A 16,701-nucleotide genomic window follows, 5' to 3' on the forward strand; every position below is an offset into this window, starting at 1 on the left:
CTCCTGTCCGAAGCACTGAGATGCAGATTCCCTGCTTCCATCCGGGTGAAACCCGATACGCGGAGAACATCACGATTTGCGACTGGTCGAGGCCGCTGCGTGAATCCGGGAACGCCGTATTTCTTGACCTGCCCTTGGCCCGGAATACCTCTGACACAGAGCTAATCTGGGGAGTGTGGACCAGGACCCCCTCCCGGAGGAACTCGCCGGCGCCCTCGTGGGGGTGCACCGGCTGACCCGTCGCCGCCTGCGTGCCGGACTGACCGCCCCACGGCTGCGCGGCGCCGAGGTCGAACTGCTGCGACTGGTCGAGGCCCGACCCGGCATCGGCATCTCCGAGGCGGCCAAGGAGCTCTGCCTCGCGGGCAATTCCGTCTCCACACTGGTCAACCACCTGGTCCGGGACGGCTACCTGGTCCGCGAGACCGATCCCGCCGACCGGCGCGCCGCCCGTCTGCTGCCGACCGACGCCGCGCTCAAGCGGCTGCGGGACTGGCAGGAGCGCCGCGCCGCTCTGCTGGACCGCCACCTCGCCGAGCTGCCCGAGGCCGACCGGGAGGCGCTGCGCGCCGCGGTACCGGCCCTGCGCCGGCTGGCCGAGAGTCTGAGGCAGGAGGGGGAGACCCCATGACCGACCCCGCGACCCGTCCCACGACCGTGACCGGCCCCCCGGCCGATCCCGCCCCCGACGCCGTGACCTGCACCGGCCTGGTCCACGCCTTCGGTGCGACGAAGGCGGTCGACGGGCTCGACCTGACCGTCCGGCAGGGCGAGGTCTTCGGTCTGCTCGGGCCGAACGGCGCCGGCAAGACCACCGCGATCCGCTGCCTGACCACCCTGCTCCCCGTCCCGCCGGACACGATCCGCGTCTTCGGCCACGACGCGGCCCGCGCGCAAATGGCGGTACGGCGCCTGCTCGGTTACGTGCCGCAGCAGCTGTCCGCCGACGCGAGCCTGACCGGCCGCGAGAACGTCGCCCTGTTCGCCCGCGTCTTCGACGTGCCGCGCCGTGAACGCGCCGCCCGGGTCACCCAGGCGCTCACCGCCGTCGACCTCGCCGACGCCGCCGACCGACTCGCCGGGACGTACTCCGGCGGCATGGTCCGCCGCCTCGAACTCGCCCAGGCCCTCGTCAGCGCGCCCCGCCTGCTCATCCTCGACGAGCCGACCATCGGCCTGGACCCCATCGCCCGTACCGGCGTGTGGGAGCACATCAACGCCGTACGGGCCGCCACCGGCATGACGGTCCTGGTGACCACGCACTACATGGACGAGGCCGATCAGTACTGCGACCGGGTCGGCCTGATGCACCGCGGCCGCATCCGGGCCCTCGGCACCCCCGCCGAACTGCGCGCCGGGCTCGCCGCACGGCGCGGCACGGCGACCCCGGCCACGCTGGAGGACGTCTTCCGCGACGTCGCCGGCAGCGGCCTCGACGACACCTCAGGAGACTTCCGCGATGTCCGATCGACCCGCCGCACCGCACGCCGCGTCGGCTGACCCCGCGCTCGGCCTCCTGCTGCGCCCGCCAGCGCCGAGGGCGCCCTGGCGGCTGGTGCCCGCGCGGGTGTTCGCGATGTGCGCGGTCGAACTGCAGAAGCTGCGCCACGACCGCACCGAGCTGTACACCCGGGCCGTGCAGCCCGCCCTGTGGCTGCTGATCTTCGGTCAGACCTTCACCCGCATCCGGGCGATCCCGACCGGCGGCATTCCCTACGTCGACTACCTGGCGCCCGGCATCATCGCCCAGTCCGCGATGTTCATCGCCATCTTCTACGGCATCCAGATCATCTGGGAACGCGACGCGGGAGTCCTCAACAAGCTGCTGGTCACGCCGACTCCGCGCGCCGCGCTCATCACCGGCAAGGCATTCGCCGCCGGGGTCAAGGCACTTGTGCAGGCGGTCGTCGTCCTCGTCATCGCCGCGGCGCTCGGCGTCGCCCTGACCTGGAACCCGCTGAAGCTGCTCGCCGTCGCGGCGGCCGTGGTCCTCGGATCGGCCTTCTTCTCCTGCCTGTCGATGACCATCGCCGGCATCGTGCTCAGCCGCGACCGGCTGATGGGCTTCGGGCAGGCGATCACCATGCCGCTGTTCTTCGGCTCCAACGCCCTCTACCCCCTCGCCGTCATGCCCGGCTGGCTCCAGGCGGTCAGCCGGGCCAACCCGCTCAGTTACCAGGTCGACGCCCTGCGCGGACTGCTGCTGGGCACCCCCGCGCACCTGGGCGCGGACTTCGCGGTGCTCCTGGTGGCCGCCGCGCTCGGCATCGCCGCCGCCTCCTCGCTGCTGGGCCGGCTGGCCCGCTGATCATGACTCACCGTCAAGATCGATGATCATGGCCGCGGACGTGATGTGCGGCACGCCCCTGAAAACAGGCCGAACGACCGGAAACCGATTCTCCCTGCGCACGGCTTGATCACCGATCACCGACGCCGAATCCGCTGGCCACAGCGCCTGAGGCGCATTTGACAGTGCCCTGACCGCCTGGATAGGAAGCAGCTCTCAGAAGTCGAGAGGTGGACTGTGTACGAGCCGAACGTGGTCGGGGACTGGCACGAGTACGAGGAGCATGCCGGTCTGCGCGTCCGCGTCCACCGTCTGGAGCAGGCGGAGCCGCCGCGCGGACGGGACGACGCGGCCGAGGGGCTGACGTACTTCGCGCTGCGGGTGACGGTCGAGAACCGCGGACCCGAGCGGTTCGGCGTCCACCTCGAGGACGGCCAGATCGACGTGCGCGTCGGGGCCGACGGCGAGGGCGCGTTCATCGACTGGCGCAACTCGCAGTTCATCGAGGGCTTCGACGTCTACCCGCTGCGCCGGGTCACCGCCGTGCTGTACGCCGCCGGCGCCGAGGACGCGCTGAGCCAGGTGGACGTCCAGGTCCAGCTGCGGGTCGACGAGGAGTGGGCGGAGCGCCGGATGTGGACCGGCGGGCTGGGCGTGAAGGCGCAGCCCTCCCACGTCCCGACCGGCGCGGGCCGCGACTGCCTGGCCCACCAGGTCAGCACGTTCCTGCGCGACCAGGCCGAAGAGGGCACCGCCTGACGCTCCGGCCGCCCGCGCGGTGACGTGCGACGGTGTCCGCTCAGTGCGCGATGCCGTCGATGATCTCGCGTGCACCCTGCCGCAGCAGCGCCACCGCCACCGACGTGCCCAGCGTGGCCGGGTCCAGCCGCCCGGCCCACTCGTGGGCGTTCAGACGGGTCTTGCCGTCCGGGGTGAAGACACAGGCGCGCAGCGAGAGTTCCCCACTGCGGTCCACGCGGGCGAAGCCGGCGATCGGGCTGTTGCAGTGGCCCTGCAGCACATGCAGGAACATCCGCTCCGCCGTGGCCTCCCGGTGTGTGCCGGGATCGCCGAGCGCGCTGACGGCGTCGATGAGGTCGCCGTCGTCCTGCCGGCACTGCAGGGCGAGGATGCCCGCGCCGATCGGCGGCATCATCACGTCGGGGGAGAGCACCTCGCTGATGACGTCCGGCCGCCCGATGCGCTCCAGTCCCGACACCGCCAGCAGCAGCGCGTCGGCGTCCCCGGCCGCCAGCTTCTCCAGCCGGCGGTTGGCGTTGCCGCGGAACGGCACGCACGTCAGGTGCGGGTGAGTGGCCGCCAGTTGGGCGATCCGGCGCACCGAGGAGGTGCCGACGCGGGTGCCGGCGGGGAGTTCGTCGAGGGTGAGCCCGTCCGGGTGCACGAGGGCGTCCCGGATGTCGTCCCTCTTCAGGAACGCGGCGAAGACCGTCCCGGCCGGCAGCGGCCGGTCCGCGGGCACGTCCTTGACGCAGTGCACCGCGAGGTCGGCCTCCCCGGCCAGCAGCGCGGCGTCGACCTCCTTGGTGAAGGCGCCCTTGCCCTCGACCTGGGACAGATCGCCGAGCCACTTGTCCCCGGTGGTCCTCACCGGTACGACCTCGGTGCGCACTCCGGGGTGCAGTGCGGCCAACTCGGCGCGCACGCGCTCCACTTGGGCCAGTGCCATCGGCGAGTCGCGGGAGACGATGCGCATCAGTTCCGGAACGGACATGCGGGCCACGATAGACCCTCCAGGCCGCTCAGCGCGCCACGGCCAGGCTGTGGCGCAGACTCTGCCGGGCCCGGGCGCCGAGCCGGTCGTGGAAGCGGTGCGGGTATTCACGCGCCTCTCAGCAGCTCGGCACCCGATCCGCCGGACGGACGGGCCCCGGGCCCCGGGGAGCCGGACGAACCCGGCGTCGCGCCACGGGGCTTGAGCCGGGTCAGTGCGGCGTCCGGGGCCACGCAGGTCAGGCGTTCGGGTCGAAGGGGAGGCCGGCGGGCTCGGCCGAGGCCAGGTGGGAGGCGAAGCTGCCGTCCTTCAGGCCGAAGTGCGCACTGCCGAAGTCGTAGGCGCTCAGCTTCTCGCGGATGCCCGGCGGGTAGCCGTCCCAGCCGACGAGCGGCGGGTACTGCCAGGTGTGCCGGTGGTTCTCCGGCGGCTCGTCGTTCGTGTTGGCCAGGCGGAAGCAGTGCGTGCCGATGCCGTCCTTGTGATAGACGACCTTGGCGTGGGTGCCCTCGAAGCGCACCTCGGACGCCGGGTGCACGGTGAACGAGCCGTGGTTGGACGTGGAGACGTACTTGACCTGGTCGTCCTGCACCCACACCGCCACGTGCTCCCAGTCGTGGCGGTGTCCGCCGATGCTGCTGCCGGGCAGAGCCTGGTCCTTCTCGAAGTACAGGCCGTAGAGGATGACGCACCAGCCGTTGTTGCACTTGGAGCGGGAGTAGCCGTTGGTGTTGTCCAGGTCGGCGGCGTCATGGCAGTTGCCGTTGAGGGCGCCGGTCGGCTTCAGCCCGCCGTTGACGGTGCCGTCCGGGCCGATGGCCGGCGTGGGATAGCAGCCGTCGGTGTCGTAGTCGAACGCCGGCTGGAAGGTGCGCTCCAGGCTGTCGGCGTTGGCAGGCAGGGCCTGCGGCGGGGCGGCGAAGGCGGCGGTGGGGAGGGCGACGACGAGCGCGAGCGCGCCGCCGAGTCCGGTGAGCCATCTCCTGCGGTGGACCTTGAACGTCACTGCGTCCTCCTCCTGGCGCGGGGGCGCCGGGCGGCCGTGGGGGCGTCCAGCGTCCCGCGTCTTACATGTCCGCGCCAAGAGGGGCGGGGTATCTCCTCGGTGAAGTCCCGCCGAACGCAAGGATCATGACGAGGGGTCGGGCAGATCGGCGGCCGACTCCTCGGGGGTGAGGTCCTGCCGCAGCCGCAGCCAGGACGGCTGGCGCAGCATCCCGGCCCGGGTCCGGGTGCTGTAGCGCACCTCGCCGACGAGCCGGGGCAGCACCCATCGAGCCCCCGCCACCTTCGGGCGGGGTGCGAACGGGCAGGCATCGGTGGCCAACTCGTCGAGCAGTGCCGCCAGATGGGTCCGCTCCTGCTCGCTCCAGCCGGTGCCCACCCCGCCCACGTACCGCAGGGCGCCGGCCGCGTCGCGCTGGCCGACCAGCACCGCGCCCGGCAGCCCCGACAGCCGTCCCCTGCCCGGCAGCCAGCCGCCCACGATCACGTCCACGCCGTGCATATTGCGGATCTTGATCCAGGCACGGGAGCGCACCCCCGGCTCGTACACGGAGTCCAGGCGCTTGCACACCAGGCCCTCCAGGCCGTGTTCGCGGGTGGCCGCCAGCGCCTCGGCGCCATGCCCGGCGAGCGCCGCCGGGGTCGACCAGTACGGTCCGTCGAGGCCGAGCGCCTCCAGCCGGGTGCGCCGCTGCCGGTACGGCAGGGCCAGCAGCGAGCGGCCGGCGAGGTGCAGAACGTCGAACAGGACGAGGTGGACGGGCTGCTCGGCCGCCTTGCGTGCCGCGCGGGCCGGGGCGTGGGCGAGCCCCATGCGGGACTGCAGCAGCTGGAAATCCGCCCGGCCCCGCGCGTCCAGGGCGAGCACCTCTCCGTCCAGCACGGCAGGAGTGGCGCCGAGCGCGTCGCCCAGCGCGTGCAGCTCCGGGTAGGCGGCGGTGATGACCTCACCGGAGCGGGCCCGCAGCACCACGCTGCCGTCCCCGGCCAGATAGGCCACGACCCGCTGCCCGTCCTGCTTCGTCTCGTACGCCCAGCGGGAGTCCTGGGAGGCGGGCGGCAGGGTGCCGGGGGTGGCGAGCATGGGAACGATCAGTGGCAGGGTCACGTCCTGAAAGGTGGACGCGCAGGCAGGCGCTCACGCGCGCGGCGCGGGGGATTCGCCTGAACGGGTCGGCGTGCGGCTCCTCGGAGCGCAGCGGACCGTCCCGGGCGTGAGATTACTTGACTTACGCAAGTATATGGTACCGTGGATGCATGGCATCATCACCGCTTCCCGCCGCCCCCGCCGCGTCCCCGGAAGTCGCCGAGATCGAGCGCGCTCTGAACCGGATCACGTATCTCAGCACCCGGGCGCGGCAGCACGAGCGGCTGATGGCCCTGGCGGGCGTCCCGCTGGACCGGGCCGCGGTAGCCCTGCTGCGCCAGGTCGCCGACTCCGAACCCCTGCGCTCCGGCGAGCTGGCCAACCGGCTCGGCGTGGAAGCCTCGCACGTCACGCGCACCGTGCAGCAGTTGCAGAAGTCCGGGTACGTCACCCGGGTGCCCGATCCCGACGACGGGCGCGCCCAGCGCATTGAGCTGACGGAGGCGGGGCGCCGTGCGGTGGACGCCGTCCGGGACGCGGGAGCGCGGGGGATGCAGCTCGCGTTGGCCGAGTGGTCCACGGACGATCTGCGCCGGCTCGCCACGCTGTTCCACCGCATGGTGGACGACTTCCTGGCCCGGGCCGCGCTGGTGGAGGAGGACGGCGACGCCTGATCGTCGCTCTCGGGTGCCGGCGGCTCGTTCCCGTCCGGCGGCGGGCTGTACCAAGCGAATTACTCTCCAGTAATATCGCGCGCCTGGTCGTCCTCAGGAGGAACCGTGCCCGAACGCTCACCCCTGCTGCTCGCCGGTCTGCTGGCCGCGGCGGGTGTCGCCCACTTCGCCGCGCCCCGTCCGTTCGACGCGACCATCCCGCGCGCGCTGCCCGGGCGGCCACGCACCTGGACGTACGCCAGCGGCGCCGCCGAACTGGCCCTCGCGGCGGGTCTGGCGGTTCCGCGCACCCGGCGCACCGCCGCGCTGGCGGCGGCCGGGTTCTTCGTCGGGGTCTTCCCGGCGAATGTGAAGATGGCCGTCGACTGGCGTCGGCGTCCGGCACCGCAGCGGACCGCGGCCCTCGCGCGGCTGCCCCTTCAGGTGCCGCTCGTGCTGTGGGCGCGGGGTGTCGCGCGCGCCGCGGAGGTGCGGCCGTGATCACCGTGGGAGACCGGGTCGAGGACTTCGCCCTGCCCGATGAGACGGGCACGGTCCGGCGGCTCACCGAGTTCCTCGCCGACGGGCCGGTCGTGCTCTTCTTCTACCCGGCCGCACTCACGCCCGGCTGCACCGCCGAGGCCTGTCACTTCCGGGATCTCGCCGCCGAGTTCGCCGCCGTCGGGGCCCGCGCGGTCGGGATCAGCGGTGACGCCGTGGACCGGCAGCAGGAGTTCGCCGCGCGTCATGCGCTGGGTGTGCCGCTGCTCGCCGACGTCGACGGCGCCGTGCGCGAGCGCTTCGGGGTGAAGCGCGGGTTCTCCCTCGCGCCCACCAAACGGGTCACCTTCGTCATCGCCGAGGACCGTACCGTCGTCGAGGTCGTCCGCAGCGAACTGCGGATGAACACGCACGCGGACCGGGCACTGGCCGCGCTGCGCAAGCACCGGAAGTGAGGGCTCACCCGTCCGCGGCGACCTGGGCCAGGGTCCGGCCCGTGCGGACCGAGCGGGCGCGGCGCGGATCGGGAGTGCCGCGGCCGGGGGCCGGGTGTCCGGCCTTGACCAGCAGCCAGTCACCGTCCCGGAACCGGGTGAGCGCGTACTCCCCGCGCAGCTTGCTCCCCTTCAGCCGGAACGTGGCGTGCCCGCGCACCAGCGACTCCGCGAAGTCGACGGGACGGCCGCGGCGGTCGTGGCTCAGCGGTTCGTAGGTCCCGGCGTCCCAGACGATCACCGTGCCGCCGCCGTACTCGCCCTTGGGGATCACCCCCTCGAAGTCCTCGTACTCCAGCGGGTGGTCCTCGGTGGGCACGGCCAGCCGCTTGTCGTGCGGGTCACCGGACGGCCCCTTCGGCACCGACCAGGACTTCAGCACGTCGCCGACCTGCAACCGGAAGTCGAAGTGCATCCGCCGCGCGTCGTGGATCTGGACCACGAACCGGGGCTCGTCACCCGAGGCCGTGGTACGGCCCCGCGGCTCCGCGGTGCGGTCGAAGTCCCGTTTGGCCTGGTACTCCCGCAAGCGCTCCACCGGATCCTCCTTCCGACGACGGCGACGGGTACCCCGCGCGTCGGCTCAGAACTCCTCGTGCGTCTCCGGGTCGCCGCCCAGCCGGCGCGTGCCGTGGTGGTGGCCCACGGCCTCCATCTCCTCGGCGTCCAGCTCGAAGCCGAAGACGTCCAGGTTGTCCCGCCGGCGTTCGTGGTCGGCGGACTTGGGGATCGGCAGGGCGCCCAGCTGGACGTGCCAGCGCAGCACGACCTGGCCGGGCGACACCCCGTACTTCCGGGCGATGCCCGCGATCCTCGGGTCGTCCAGCAGATGGCTGCCCCGGCCGAGCGGGCTCCAGCTCTCGGTGACGATGTTCCGCTCGGCGTTAAAGGCGCGCAGCTCGCGCTGCGGGAAGAGCGGGTGCAGCTCGACCTGGTTCACGCTGGGCAGGACGCCGGTCTCCTTGTGCAGCCGTGCGATGTGCTCCGGCGTGAAATTGGAGACGCCGATCGAGCGGACCAGGCCGTCCTCCCGCAGTTTGATCATCGCCCGCCAGGAGTCGACGTACTTGTCGACGCGGGGGAGCGGCCAGTGGATCAGATAGAGGTCCACGTGGTCGAGGCCGAGACGCCGGCGGGACTCCTCGAAGGAGGCGAGGGTCTCCTCGTAGCCGTGGTGGCGGCCCGGCAGCTTCGTCGTCACCACCACGTCCTCGCGGGGCACGTCACTGCCCGCGATGCCCCGGCCCACGCCGGTCTCGTTGCCGTAGTTCGCCGCCGTGTCCACCAGGCGGTAGCCCAGGGCGAGCGCGTCGCGCACGGCCTGCTCGGCCAGCGCGTCGTCCATCGGCCAGGTGCCGAGCCCGAGGGCCGGGATCACCATGCCGTCGTTGAGGGTGTACGTCGGGATCTCGCTCACGGGTCGGACCTTCCCCTCGGCTGTGTCGTCCTACCAGCGTCACGGATAGGGTGAGCAGTGATCAACCGGACCGGGTGGGGATGAGGACAGCGGACGGCATGGGCGGCACCGAGGAACAGCGCCCCGCGGGCACGCGCGCCACGTCACGCGACGTGGCACGGCTCGCCGGGGTGTCGCACACCGCGGTCTCCTTCGTCTTCAACGGCCGGGCCGAGGGCAACCTCTCGCCCGCCACCCAGGAACGCATCCGCCAGGCCGCCGCCCAGCTCGGCTACCGGCCCGACCCCGTCGCCCGCGGACTGCGCCGCCGCCGTACCGCCGTGATCGGACTGGTCACCGACGAGATCGCGTCCTCGCCGTTCGCCGGGCGGCTGCTGCGCGGCGCCATGGAGACCGCGTGGGGCCGCGAGCACCTGGTCCTCACCGTCGACTCCGGCGGCGACCCGGCCAAGGAGGACGCGGCCGTCGCCGAACTGCTCCACCGGCGCGTGGACGGCATCATCTACGCGGCGATGTCCCTGCGCCGCGTCCGCGTCCCCGAGGGGCTGCACCGGACGCACTCGGTGCTGGCCAACTGCCTGCCCGAGGACGACTCCCTGCCCGCCGTCATCCCCGCCGAACGCGCCGGCGGCCGCACGGCGGCCCGGCTGCTGCTCGACCAGGGCCACCGGCGCCTCGCGCACATCGGCGGCCTCGACGACATCGCCTCCGTCGAGCGGCTGCGCGGCTTCCGTGACACGCTGCGCGCCGAGGGCATCACGGTCCCCAAGGAGTGGGTGGTGCGCACCGGCGGGGAGATCGCCGGCGGCTACGAGGGCGCCGTGCGCCTCCTCGAGGGTGCAGCGGCCGACCGCCGCCCGACCGGGATCTTCGCCTACAACGACCGGGTCGCGGCGGGCGTCCTGCACGCCGCGACCCGGCTCGGGATCGATGTCCCCGCCGACCTGTCCGTCGTCGGTTACGACGACCAGGAGCACATGGCCGCCTTCCTCACTCCCGCGCTGACGAGCGTGGCCCTGCCGCACCGGGAGATGGGCGAGGCCGCCGCCACGCTGCTGCTGGACGCGATCGACACGGGCCGCACCCCGGCGGCGACGGTACGGCGGATCGCGTGCCCGGTGGTCAGCCGTGCGTCGGTGGGACCAGCGCCCATCCGGTGACCGTCGCATCTCCACCGGCGACGGTCAGCTCGGGCACATCGCCGGGCCGCCGGTAGACGCGCTCGGTGACCATGGCGTGGCCGTCGGCGAACAGCTCCAGCAAGGAACCGTCGGCCAGCACGCGGACCGCGCGGGCCTCGGTCCGCACCACCAGGGGTGCCGAGCCCTCCCGGCCCGCACGGGGCCAGGCGGAGCGGTCGAGGGTCACGGTGCCCGCCTGGGGGTCCAGCCGGACGGTCAGCTCCTCACCGGACGGCGACCGCAGCAGCGACAGGGTGACCGGCGCACTCGCGGTGACCTCCAGGTCGTACGCCTCCGGCAGCGGTGCCCGGGCCGGAGCCGTCACGAACGGCTCGGGGGCGCGCAGGAGGGCCAGCTCCGGGGCGGGGGAGAGGCACAGGGCGCCGTCCTCGGCCACGTCGAGGATCCGGGGTGCGGTGAGCACGCCGGCCCAGCCCGCGCGCTCGGCCTCGGCCGGGTCCCGTGCCTCCCAGGACCAGCCCCACATCAGGGCGCGGCCCGGTTCCTGGAGCACGGCGGGCGCGTAGAAGTCGCGGCCGTGGTCGAGGCGGCCGCCCGAGCCCGCCTCGAACCGCAGGCCGCCCTCCGCGTCGTCCACCACACGTCCCGTCAGGTAGCCGGTGGAACAGGGGTCGCCGTCCCACAGCGACAGCACCAGCACCCACGCGCCGCCCGGCGTGAGGGCGAGCTGCGGGCACTCCCAGCCCACCGCCTTGTCACCGAACGCGTCCGCCGCGACCGGGTCGTTGCCGTCCAGGAGCACGCCCGCGAACCGCCACGCCGTCAGGTCGTCGCAGTCGTACAGCAGGACCGAGGGCGTACCGTCGGCGTGGCCCGCGCCGACCAGAGCCCAGCGGTGGCCGGCGTGGCGGAAGACGAACGGGTCGCGGAACATCACCACGTCCAGGCCCTCGGGCGGGCCGGACAGCACGGGTTCGGGCAGGACCTTCCACTCGGTCAGCGTGGCGTCGTCCGGGTCGGCGGCGCGGGCCAGGCAGATCGCGCCGAGGCCGGTGTGATGGTGGTCGATCCCGGTGTACACCGCGGTCGGCACACCGCCGTCGTCGACCAGGCACCCCGACCAGCAGCCCGCCTCGTCGGGGCCGCCGGGGGTGGGCGTCAGCGCGATCGGGTGGTGCGTCCAACGGGCCAGATCGTCACTGGAGGCGTGCCCCCAGTGGATGTCTCCGTGCACCGGAGCCCCGGGGTTGTGCTGGTAGAAGAGGTGGTACCGGCCACGCCAGCGGAAGGGCCCGTTGGGGTCGTTGACCCAGTGGGCGGGCGGGCGGACCCGGAAGCGCGGGGCATGGGCGAGGCTCAACGGTTGACTCCTGCGGAGGTGATGCCCTCACGGAGAGGGCGCTGGCCGACGAGGAACACGGCGACGGCGGGGATCATGGACAGCACGACTCCGGCGAGGACGACGGAGATCGAGCCGGTGCCGAGGTTGCCCTGGAGGGAGACCAGGCCCAGCGGCAGCGTGTAGTTCTGGCTGGAGGTCTCCAGGATCAGCGGCCGGAAGAACTCGTTCCAGTGATAGTTGAAGGCGAGGACGCCGACGATGGCGAGGCCGGGCGCGGCCAGCGGCGCGTAGACGGAACGGAACGTCCGCCACGGTCCCGCGCCGTCCAGCATCGCCGCCTCGCCCAGGTCCTTCGGCATGCCGAGGAAGTACTGGCGCATCAGGAAGGTGCCGAACGCGGTCGGGAAGGCCGGGACGATCAGGCCGAGCAGGGTGTCGGTCAGCCCCATCGACTTCAGCACCAGGAAGACCGGCACGATCGTCACCTGGAGCGGCACCATCATCGTCGCCAGCACCAGGGCGAACAGGGGCTTCTTGAAGCGGAACTCCAGGCGCGCGAAGGCGTAGCCCGCGAGGCCCGCCGTGATCATCTGGCCGGCCGCGACCAGCGCGGTCACCAGCGTGGAGTTCAGCGCCAGCAGCCATACGTCGATCTGGTCGAACACCCCCCGGTACGCCGCGGCCGTGGGGTGCGCCGGAATGATCCGCGGCGGCAGGTCGAAGGACTCGGCGGGGGTGCGCAGCGAGGTGGACAGGGTCCAGATCACCGGCCCCAGCGTCAGCAGGGCGCACACCGTCAGACCGGCGACGCGCGCCCAGGGCGCGAGGGAGTGGCGGGTACGGCTCAGGGTCGGGGTCGCTTGGCTCATGTCGCTCACCGGGCTCACTGGTAGTGGACGAAACGCCGGCTGAGCCGGAACTGGAGGGCGGTGACGGCCATGATCAGCACGAACAGCAGCACGCCGACCGCGGACGCCTCACCGAAGCGCAGCTGCTCGAACGCGGTCTCGTAGATGACCATCACCACGGTGCGGGTGGAGTCGCCCGGCCCGCCGTTCGTCAGCACATACGGCTGCTCGAAGACCTGGAGGGCGTTGATGATGCCCACCACGGACGCGACCAGCAGCGTGGGCGACAGCAGCGGCAGCGTGATGGCGAGGTGTTTGCGCAGGCCGGTCGCCCCGTCCAGCGAGGCCGCCTCGTGGACCTCCTTCGGGATGTTGTTCAGACCGCCCACGAACAGCAGGAAGGAAAACCCGAACTGCTGCCAGACGTAGACCAGGATCACCGCCGCCATCGCCGCGTGCTCCGACGTCAGCCACGGCACCGGGGCGATCCCGATCAGCCCGAGCGCCCAGTTCACGACACCGAAGTCCTGGTTGAACAGGTACTTCATCACCACCGAGATCGACGCCGCGGACAGCACCAGCGGGAAGAAGAACGCCGAGCGGAACACCGAGCGCAGCCAGAGCGGCATGCGGCCGTTCACCACGATCGCCAGCACCAGCGCGATCAGCAGTTGCAGGGCCACGGCCAGCACCATGAAGACCAGCGTGTTGCGGAAGGAGACCAGCACGGTGGAGTCGCCGAACACCTCCCGGTAGTTGGCGACGCCCGCGAAGCCGGGGGAGTCGATGACGTTCCAGTGGAACAGGCTCAGCACCACCGAGCCGACGATCGGCACGACCGTGAAGACGACGATGCCGACGATCGTGGGCGCGAGGAACAGGGTGGCCAGCAGCCGGGTGCCGCGCTCGCGCGGGCCCGGCCGTCCGGGGGCCGGGTGCCGCGCTCGCGCGGGCCCGGCCGTCCGGGGGCGGCGGGCGGCGCCTGGGGGTGTGCCGCGCGCGCAGGCGGGACCTGGGTGTTCGTCATATCGCACGCTCCATGGCCTTCTCCAGATCGCCCTGCATCCGGCGCAGCGCCGGGCGCACCGCACGCGGGGAGGACAGGGCCGTGCCGGTGTGTTTCAGCAGCACCTGCTCCACCTCGGCGACCTGCGGGGGCGCCGGGATCGGCCCGGTGCCGGGGAACCGGTCGAGGGTGTCGTAGAAGACCCGCCAGTGCGCCGGGCCGGTCTGCCGGTAGCGGTCGGCCGTCAGCATCGAGCGGCGTGCCGGGGTCGTCTGGTTGGTGCTGAACAGCTCGGTCAGGGTGTCGCGGCGGGCGGAGTACTTGATGAACTCCCAGGCCTCGTCCTGCCGCTTGGAGGTGCGCAGCATGGCGTAGCCGGCCGCGCCGTACTGCATACGGTGGGTGCGCCAGCGGGGGAAGTACTGGGTGTCGAAGCCGTCCCGCCCCACCCCCGCCAGATGCAGGCCGCCCGCCCAGAAGCCGCCCGCGGGGGTGACGCCGACCCGGCCGGTGGAGAACACACCGATCAGGTTCTGCCCGTTGCCGCCCTCGGGGCGGCTGCACAGCCCGTCGCGGACCAGGGAGGCGAGGTAGTCGTACGTCTCCTCGACCCGGTCGGAGGTGGCCTGCGGCGTGGTCCAGCGGAAGCCGCCGCCGCGCCCGCGCCGCTGTCCGGCCGGGTAGAAGGCGTTCCACAGCCAGTCGCCGCCCGGGGCCTTGGACTCGGCCAGCAGGTTGGTGTCGTTCGCGAACAGCCAGGGCACGACACCGCCCCACAGCCGGTTGGTCCAGAAGTACGGCGTGAAGTGGGAGTCGCTCGCCCGCTTCATCCGGCGCAGCAGCGCGGTGAAGTCGTCCCGGGTCCACTCGGCGTCCGGGAATCCGGCGCCGGCCCGCCGCAGCACCTGCGTGCTGAGGTACATGTCGGCGGCGTTGAACTCGATCGGCAGCTGGTACAGGCTCCCCTCGTACATCATCGACTCGACCAGCGAGGGGTGGACGTCGGCGAAGTACTCGCGCAGCTCGGCCGCGTCCCGCTTCACCCACCTGTCGAGCGCCACGCCGAGGCGCTGCGCGAACAACTGCACGCCCTCGGTGGCCACATAGACCAGGTCGGGCGCGGTGCCCGCGGCGATCTGGGTGAGGATCTTGGCGAAGAAGTCCGACCAGTCCACGGCCTGTACGGCGTTGATGCGGACCTTGATGCCGGGGTGCAGCCTGCGGAATCCGTCCAGCAGGGTGCGCACGCCGTCCGGGGAGAACGCGGAGCCGAGCGTCGCGACGACGAGGGAGCCGTCGTCGCGGCCGGGGATGTCGGCTCCGGTGAGCCGGTCCCAGCTCGCGGCGGTACCGGCGACGGCGGCTGCGGCCGTGCCGTAGGCGCCGTACCGCAGCAAGGTGCGGCGTGGGAGGTGCGGGTCGGTCATCGACGGGCCTAACTCGTGTTAGTCGAGCAGTGATGCCCAGATGATGGGAACCGGGTCGCGCCTGTGTCAAGACCGTTGCGCGCCTTGACCTTTAACGAGTTAGGTCTACAGTCCTGGTCCACACGAGCCGCCGTTTTCCCGACGAGAGGAACGAAGAGTGATGCGTGGCATGTCCAGAAGGGCCCTGTTCGCCGGTTCGGCCGCGGGAGCGACAGCGGCGCTCCTGCCGGCCGCGGCTCCGGCGGCGGCGCGACCGAGGCCCGCGGCGGGCTGCGCGAGCTACCGCGCCCGCTACCACCTCACCGTGCCCGACCAGTGGAAGAACGACCCGCAGCGCCCGGTCTGGATCGACGGCGAGTACCGGTACTACTACCTCTACAACGCGGACTACACGACCGGCGCCGTCGGCACCGCCTGGCGCCTGGCCACCAGCTCCGACCTGGTCTCCTTCACCGACCGCGGTATCGCCGTGCCCAAGGACACCACCCCCAACGGCGACGTCTGGTCGGGCTCGGCGGTCGTGGACACCGAGGGCACGGCGGGCTTCGGCAAGGGCGCGGTGGTCGTCCTCGTGACCATGTCGCCCGACGACGGCCCGACCTCCCAGGCCCAGTTCCTGTACGTCTCGACCGACGGCGGCCGCACCTTCCGGCCGCACGGCACCGCGCCCGTCCTGCCGAACCCCGGGGTGCGCGACTTCCGCGACCCGAAGGTGATCCGCGACGACGAACGCGGCCGCTGGGTGATGGTGCTCGCCGAGGGGAACAAGCTCGGCTTCCACCACTCACCCGACCTGCGCAACTGGACCTCCGCCGGCTCCTTCACGCACGACGGCACCGGCGTGCTGGAGTGCCCCGACCTGTTCCGCATCACCGCCGACGACGGCACGCCCAGGTGGGTCCTGGGCGCGAGCGCCAACGGCAAGGGCGCGGGCCTGCCGAACACGTACGCCTACTGGACGGGAGCCTTCGACGGCGCGCACTTCACCCCCGACGCGACCGAACCGCAGTGGCTCGACCACGGCTGGGACTGGTACGCGGCCGTCACCTTCGACAAGCGCGACGCCCAGGGCACCCTCGACGAGCGGGCACGCTACGCGCTGGGCTGGCTGAACAACTGGGACTACGCGCACACCACACCCACCATCGACTGCGACGGCTTCAACGGCACGGACTCGATCGTCCGCGAGATCCGCCTGGTGCGGGCCGGGACGGGCGGCTACTACCTGGCGTCGAGCCCGGTGTCCGCGCTCGACAGGTACGTCTCCCGGACGGTGCGGCTGGGTGACGTACCGGTCGACGGCACCCGGCTCCTCGACTACCGGGGCACGTCCTACGAGATCAGCTGCGAGATCACCTGGGACCGGCTCACCGGCGCCGGTCTGCAACTGCGCCGCTCACCCGACGGCGTCCGCCACATCGACGCCGGGATCTACGGCGACTACGCCTTCCTCAACCGCCGCGCCACCGTGAACCCCGACGCCTCGTCCCGCTGGCAGGAGAGCCACAGCCCCTTCGATCCGGCGGCACGCTCGGTACGGCTGCGCATCCTGGTGGACCGCACGAGCGTGGAGATGTTCGTCGGCGACGGCCGCCACGTCCACTCGTCGGAGGTCTTCCCCTACCTCATCGACTCCGGCGTGGCCCTGTTCACGGTCGACGGCCCCGCGGTGTTCCGGGACGTGGTCGTCCGGGAGTTCACGGTGTGAGGCCGGCGTCGGGCCTCGCACGCGGCGGCCTCGGCCGGATCCGGCAGGC

At 72.3% G+C, this 16,701-nt stretch carries 18 protein-coding genes; 9 read left to right on the forward strand and 9 right to left on the reverse strand.

Features of this window, described 5'->3' with window-relative positions:
* The first annotated feature begins 175 nt into the window (after positions 1-175).
* The 4 genes from AB0E88_RS21200 to AB0E88_RS21215 all read left to right on the forward strand — a co-directional run bounded on the left by AB0E88_RS21200 (position 176) and on the right by AB0E88_RS21215 (position 3,046).
* A complete protein-coding gene (locus tag AB0E88_RS21200; RefSeq protein ID WP_361632535.1) occupies positions 176-631 on the forward strand; it encodes a MarR family transcriptional regulator in 456 nt (151 codons plus the stop codon).
* Positions 628-1,500, forward strand: a complete 873-nt coding sequence (locus AB0E88_RS21205) for an ATP-binding cassette domain-containing protein (protein ID WP_361632537.1) — start codon at positions 628-630, stop codon at positions 1,498-1,500. Before AB0E88_RS21200 ends, AB0E88_RS21205 begins: the two co-directional genes overlap by 4 nt.
* Entirely contained in the window at positions 1,460-2,308 is an 849-nt protein-coding gene (locus AB0E88_RS21210) for an ABC transporter permease (protein WP_361632539.1), read from the forward strand. The genes AB0E88_RS21205 and AB0E88_RS21210 overlap by 41 nt, the downstream gene beginning before the upstream one ends.
* Before the next feature lie 216 nt (positions 2,309-2,524).
* Positions 2,525-3,046: a hypothetical protein gene (locus AB0E88_RS21215; protein ID WP_361632541.1), complete on the forward strand. Its 522-nt coding sequence runs from the start codon at positions 2,525-2,527 to the stop codon at positions 3,044-3,046.
* A gap of 40 nt (positions 3,047-3,086) precedes the next feature.
* On the opposite strand, the gene hemC is transcribed toward AB0E88_RS21215, so the two are convergent.
* From hemC to ligD, 3 genes are all read right to left on the reverse strand, one after another.
* Positions 3,087-4,022, reverse strand: a complete 936-nt coding sequence (gene hemC, locus AB0E88_RS21220) for a hydroxymethylbilane synthase (RefSeq protein WP_361632543.1) — start codon at positions 4,020-4,022, stop codon at positions 3,087-3,089.
* 238 nt (positions 4,023-4,260) lie between these two features.
* Positions 4,261-5,028, reverse strand: coding sequence for an NPP1 family protein (locus tag AB0E88_RS21225; protein ID WP_361632545.1), 768 nt, complete (start codon positions 5,026-5,028; stop codon positions 4,261-4,263).
* A 123-nt stretch (positions 5,029-5,151) separates the two neighbouring features.
* Positions 5,152-6,135: a non-homologous end-joining DNA ligase gene (gene ligD / locus AB0E88_RS21230; RefSeq protein ID WP_361632547.1), complete on the reverse strand. Its 984-nt coding sequence runs from the start codon at positions 6,133-6,135 to the stop codon at positions 5,152-5,154.
* A 149-nt stretch (positions 6,136-6,284) separates the two neighbouring features.
* Between ligD and AB0E88_RS21235 the strand changes: the two genes are divergently transcribed.
* The 3 genes from AB0E88_RS21235 to AB0E88_RS21245 all read left to right on the forward strand — a co-directional run bounded on the left by AB0E88_RS21235 (position 6,285) and on the right by AB0E88_RS21245 (position 7,723).
* On the forward strand, positions 6,285-6,788 hold the full coding sequence (locus AB0E88_RS21235) for a MarR family transcriptional regulator (RefSeq protein WP_361632549.1): 504 nt from the start codon (positions 6,285-6,287) through the stop codon (positions 6,786-6,788).
* A gap of 105 nt (positions 6,789-6,893) precedes the next feature.
* Complete coding sequence (locus AB0E88_RS21240) at positions 6,894-7,268, forward strand: DoxX family protein (protein WP_361632551.1); 375 nt, start codon at positions 6,894-6,896, stop codon at positions 7,266-7,268.
* Complete coding sequence (locus AB0E88_RS21245; protein ID WP_361632631.1) at positions 7,268-7,723, forward strand: peroxiredoxin; 456 nt, start codon at positions 7,268-7,270, stop codon at positions 7,721-7,723. Before AB0E88_RS21240 ends, AB0E88_RS21245 begins: the two co-directional genes overlap by 1 nt.
* A 4-nt stretch (positions 7,724-7,727) precedes the next feature.
* Here the strand turns inward: AB0E88_RS21245 and AB0E88_RS21250 are convergent, their stop codons facing one another.
* Positions 7,728-8,300 (reverse strand): DNA polymerase ligase N-terminal domain-containing protein, encoded by a 573-nt coding sequence (locus tag AB0E88_RS21250; RefSeq protein ID WP_361632553.1) that lies wholly within the window; start codon positions 8,298-8,300, stop codon positions 7,728-7,730.
* Positions 8,301-8,345: 45 nt separating this feature from the next.
* Entirely contained in the window at positions 8,346-9,179 is an 834-nt protein-coding gene (locus AB0E88_RS21255; RefSeq protein ID WP_361632555.1) for an aldo/keto reductase, read from the reverse strand.
* An 80-nt stretch (positions 9,180-9,259) separates the two neighbouring features.
* Here AB0E88_RS21255 and AB0E88_RS21260 point away from each other — a divergent pair, with 80 nt between their 5' ends.
* A complete protein-coding gene (locus AB0E88_RS21260; RefSeq protein ID WP_361632557.1) occupies positions 9,260-10,339 on the forward strand; it encodes a LacI family DNA-binding transcriptional regulator in 1,080 nt (359 codons plus the stop codon).
* On the opposite strand, the gene AB0E88_RS21265 is transcribed toward AB0E88_RS21260, so the two are convergent.
* The 4 genes from AB0E88_RS21265 to AB0E88_RS21280 are packed head-to-tail and all read right to left on the reverse strand — an operon-like array spanning position 10,302 to position 14,944.
* Positions 10,302-11,681: a glycoside hydrolase family 32 protein gene (locus tag AB0E88_RS21265; RefSeq protein ID WP_361632559.1), complete on the reverse strand. Its 1,380-nt coding sequence runs from the start codon at positions 11,679-11,681 to the stop codon at positions 10,302-10,304. The genes AB0E88_RS21260 and AB0E88_RS21265 overlap by 38 nt on opposite strands.
* Entirely contained in the window at positions 11,678-12,532 is an 855-nt protein-coding gene (locus AB0E88_RS21270; RefSeq protein WP_361632561.1) for a carbohydrate ABC transporter permease, read from the reverse strand. Before AB0E88_RS21270 ends, AB0E88_RS21265 begins: the two co-directional genes overlap by 4 nt.
* A gap of 14 nt (positions 12,533-12,546) precedes the next feature.
* Positions 12,547-13,545, reverse strand: a complete 999-nt coding sequence (locus AB0E88_RS21275) for a sugar ABC transporter permease (protein WP_361632563.1) — start codon at positions 13,543-13,545, stop codon at positions 12,547-12,549.
* The gene (locus tag AB0E88_RS21280) at positions 13,535-14,944 is read right to left on the reverse strand and encodes an extracellular solute-binding protein (protein WP_361632565.1); all 1,410 of its coding nucleotides are present in this window, start codon (positions 14,942-14,944) and stop codon (positions 13,535-13,537) included. The genes AB0E88_RS21275 and AB0E88_RS21280 overlap by 11 nt, the downstream gene beginning before the upstream one ends.
* A 160-nt stretch (positions 14,945-15,104) precedes the next feature.
* Between AB0E88_RS21280 and AB0E88_RS21285 the strand changes: the two genes are divergently transcribed.
* Positions 15,105-16,652, forward strand: a complete 1,548-nt coding sequence (locus AB0E88_RS21285) for a glycoside hydrolase family 32 protein (protein ID WP_361632567.1) — start codon at positions 15,105-15,107, stop codon at positions 16,650-16,652.
* Positions 16,653-16,701: the final 49 nt, after the last annotated feature.

It is taken from the genome of Streptomyces sp. NPDC028635, assembly GCF_040637635.1.
Lineage (GTDB): Bacteria > Actinomycetota > Actinomycetes > Streptomycetales > Streptomycetaceae > Streptomyces.

What these genes read in the sequence shown, in the direction of transcription:
- AB0E88_RS21205 (WP_361632537.1), top strand. Translation starts at nt 628, where the DNA reads ATGACCGACCCCGCGACCCGTCCCACGACCGTGACCGGCCCCCCGGCC.
- AB0E88_RS21210 (WP_361632539.1), top strand. Translation starts at nt 1,460, where the DNA reads ATGTCCGATCGACCCGCCGCACCGCACGCCGCGTCGGCTGACCCCGCG.
- hemC (WP_361632543.1), bottom strand. Translation starts at nt 4,022, where the DNA reads ATGTCCGTTCCGGAACTGATGCGCATCGTCTCCCGCGACTCGCCGATG.
- AB0E88_RS21235 (WP_361632549.1), top strand. Translation starts at nt 6,285, where the DNA reads ATGGCATCATCACCGCTTCCCGCCGCCCCCGCCGCGTCCCCGGAAGTC.
- AB0E88_RS21260 (WP_361632557.1), top strand. Translation starts at nt 9,260, where the DNA reads ATGAGGACAGCGGACGGCATGGGCGGCACCGAGGAACAGCGCCCCGCG.
- AB0E88_RS21270 (WP_361632561.1), bottom strand. Translation starts at nt 12,532, where the DNA reads ATGAGCCAAGCGACCCCGACCCTGAGCCGTACCCGCCACTCCCTCGCG.
- AB0E88_RS21280 (WP_361632565.1), bottom strand. Translation starts at nt 14,944, where the DNA reads ATGACCGACCCGCACCTCCCACGCCGCACCTTGCTGCGGTACGGCGCC.
- AB0E88_RS21285 (WP_361632567.1), top strand. Translation starts at nt 15,105, where the DNA reads ATGCGTGGCATGTCCAGAAGGGCCCTGTTCGCCGGTTCGGCCGCGGGA.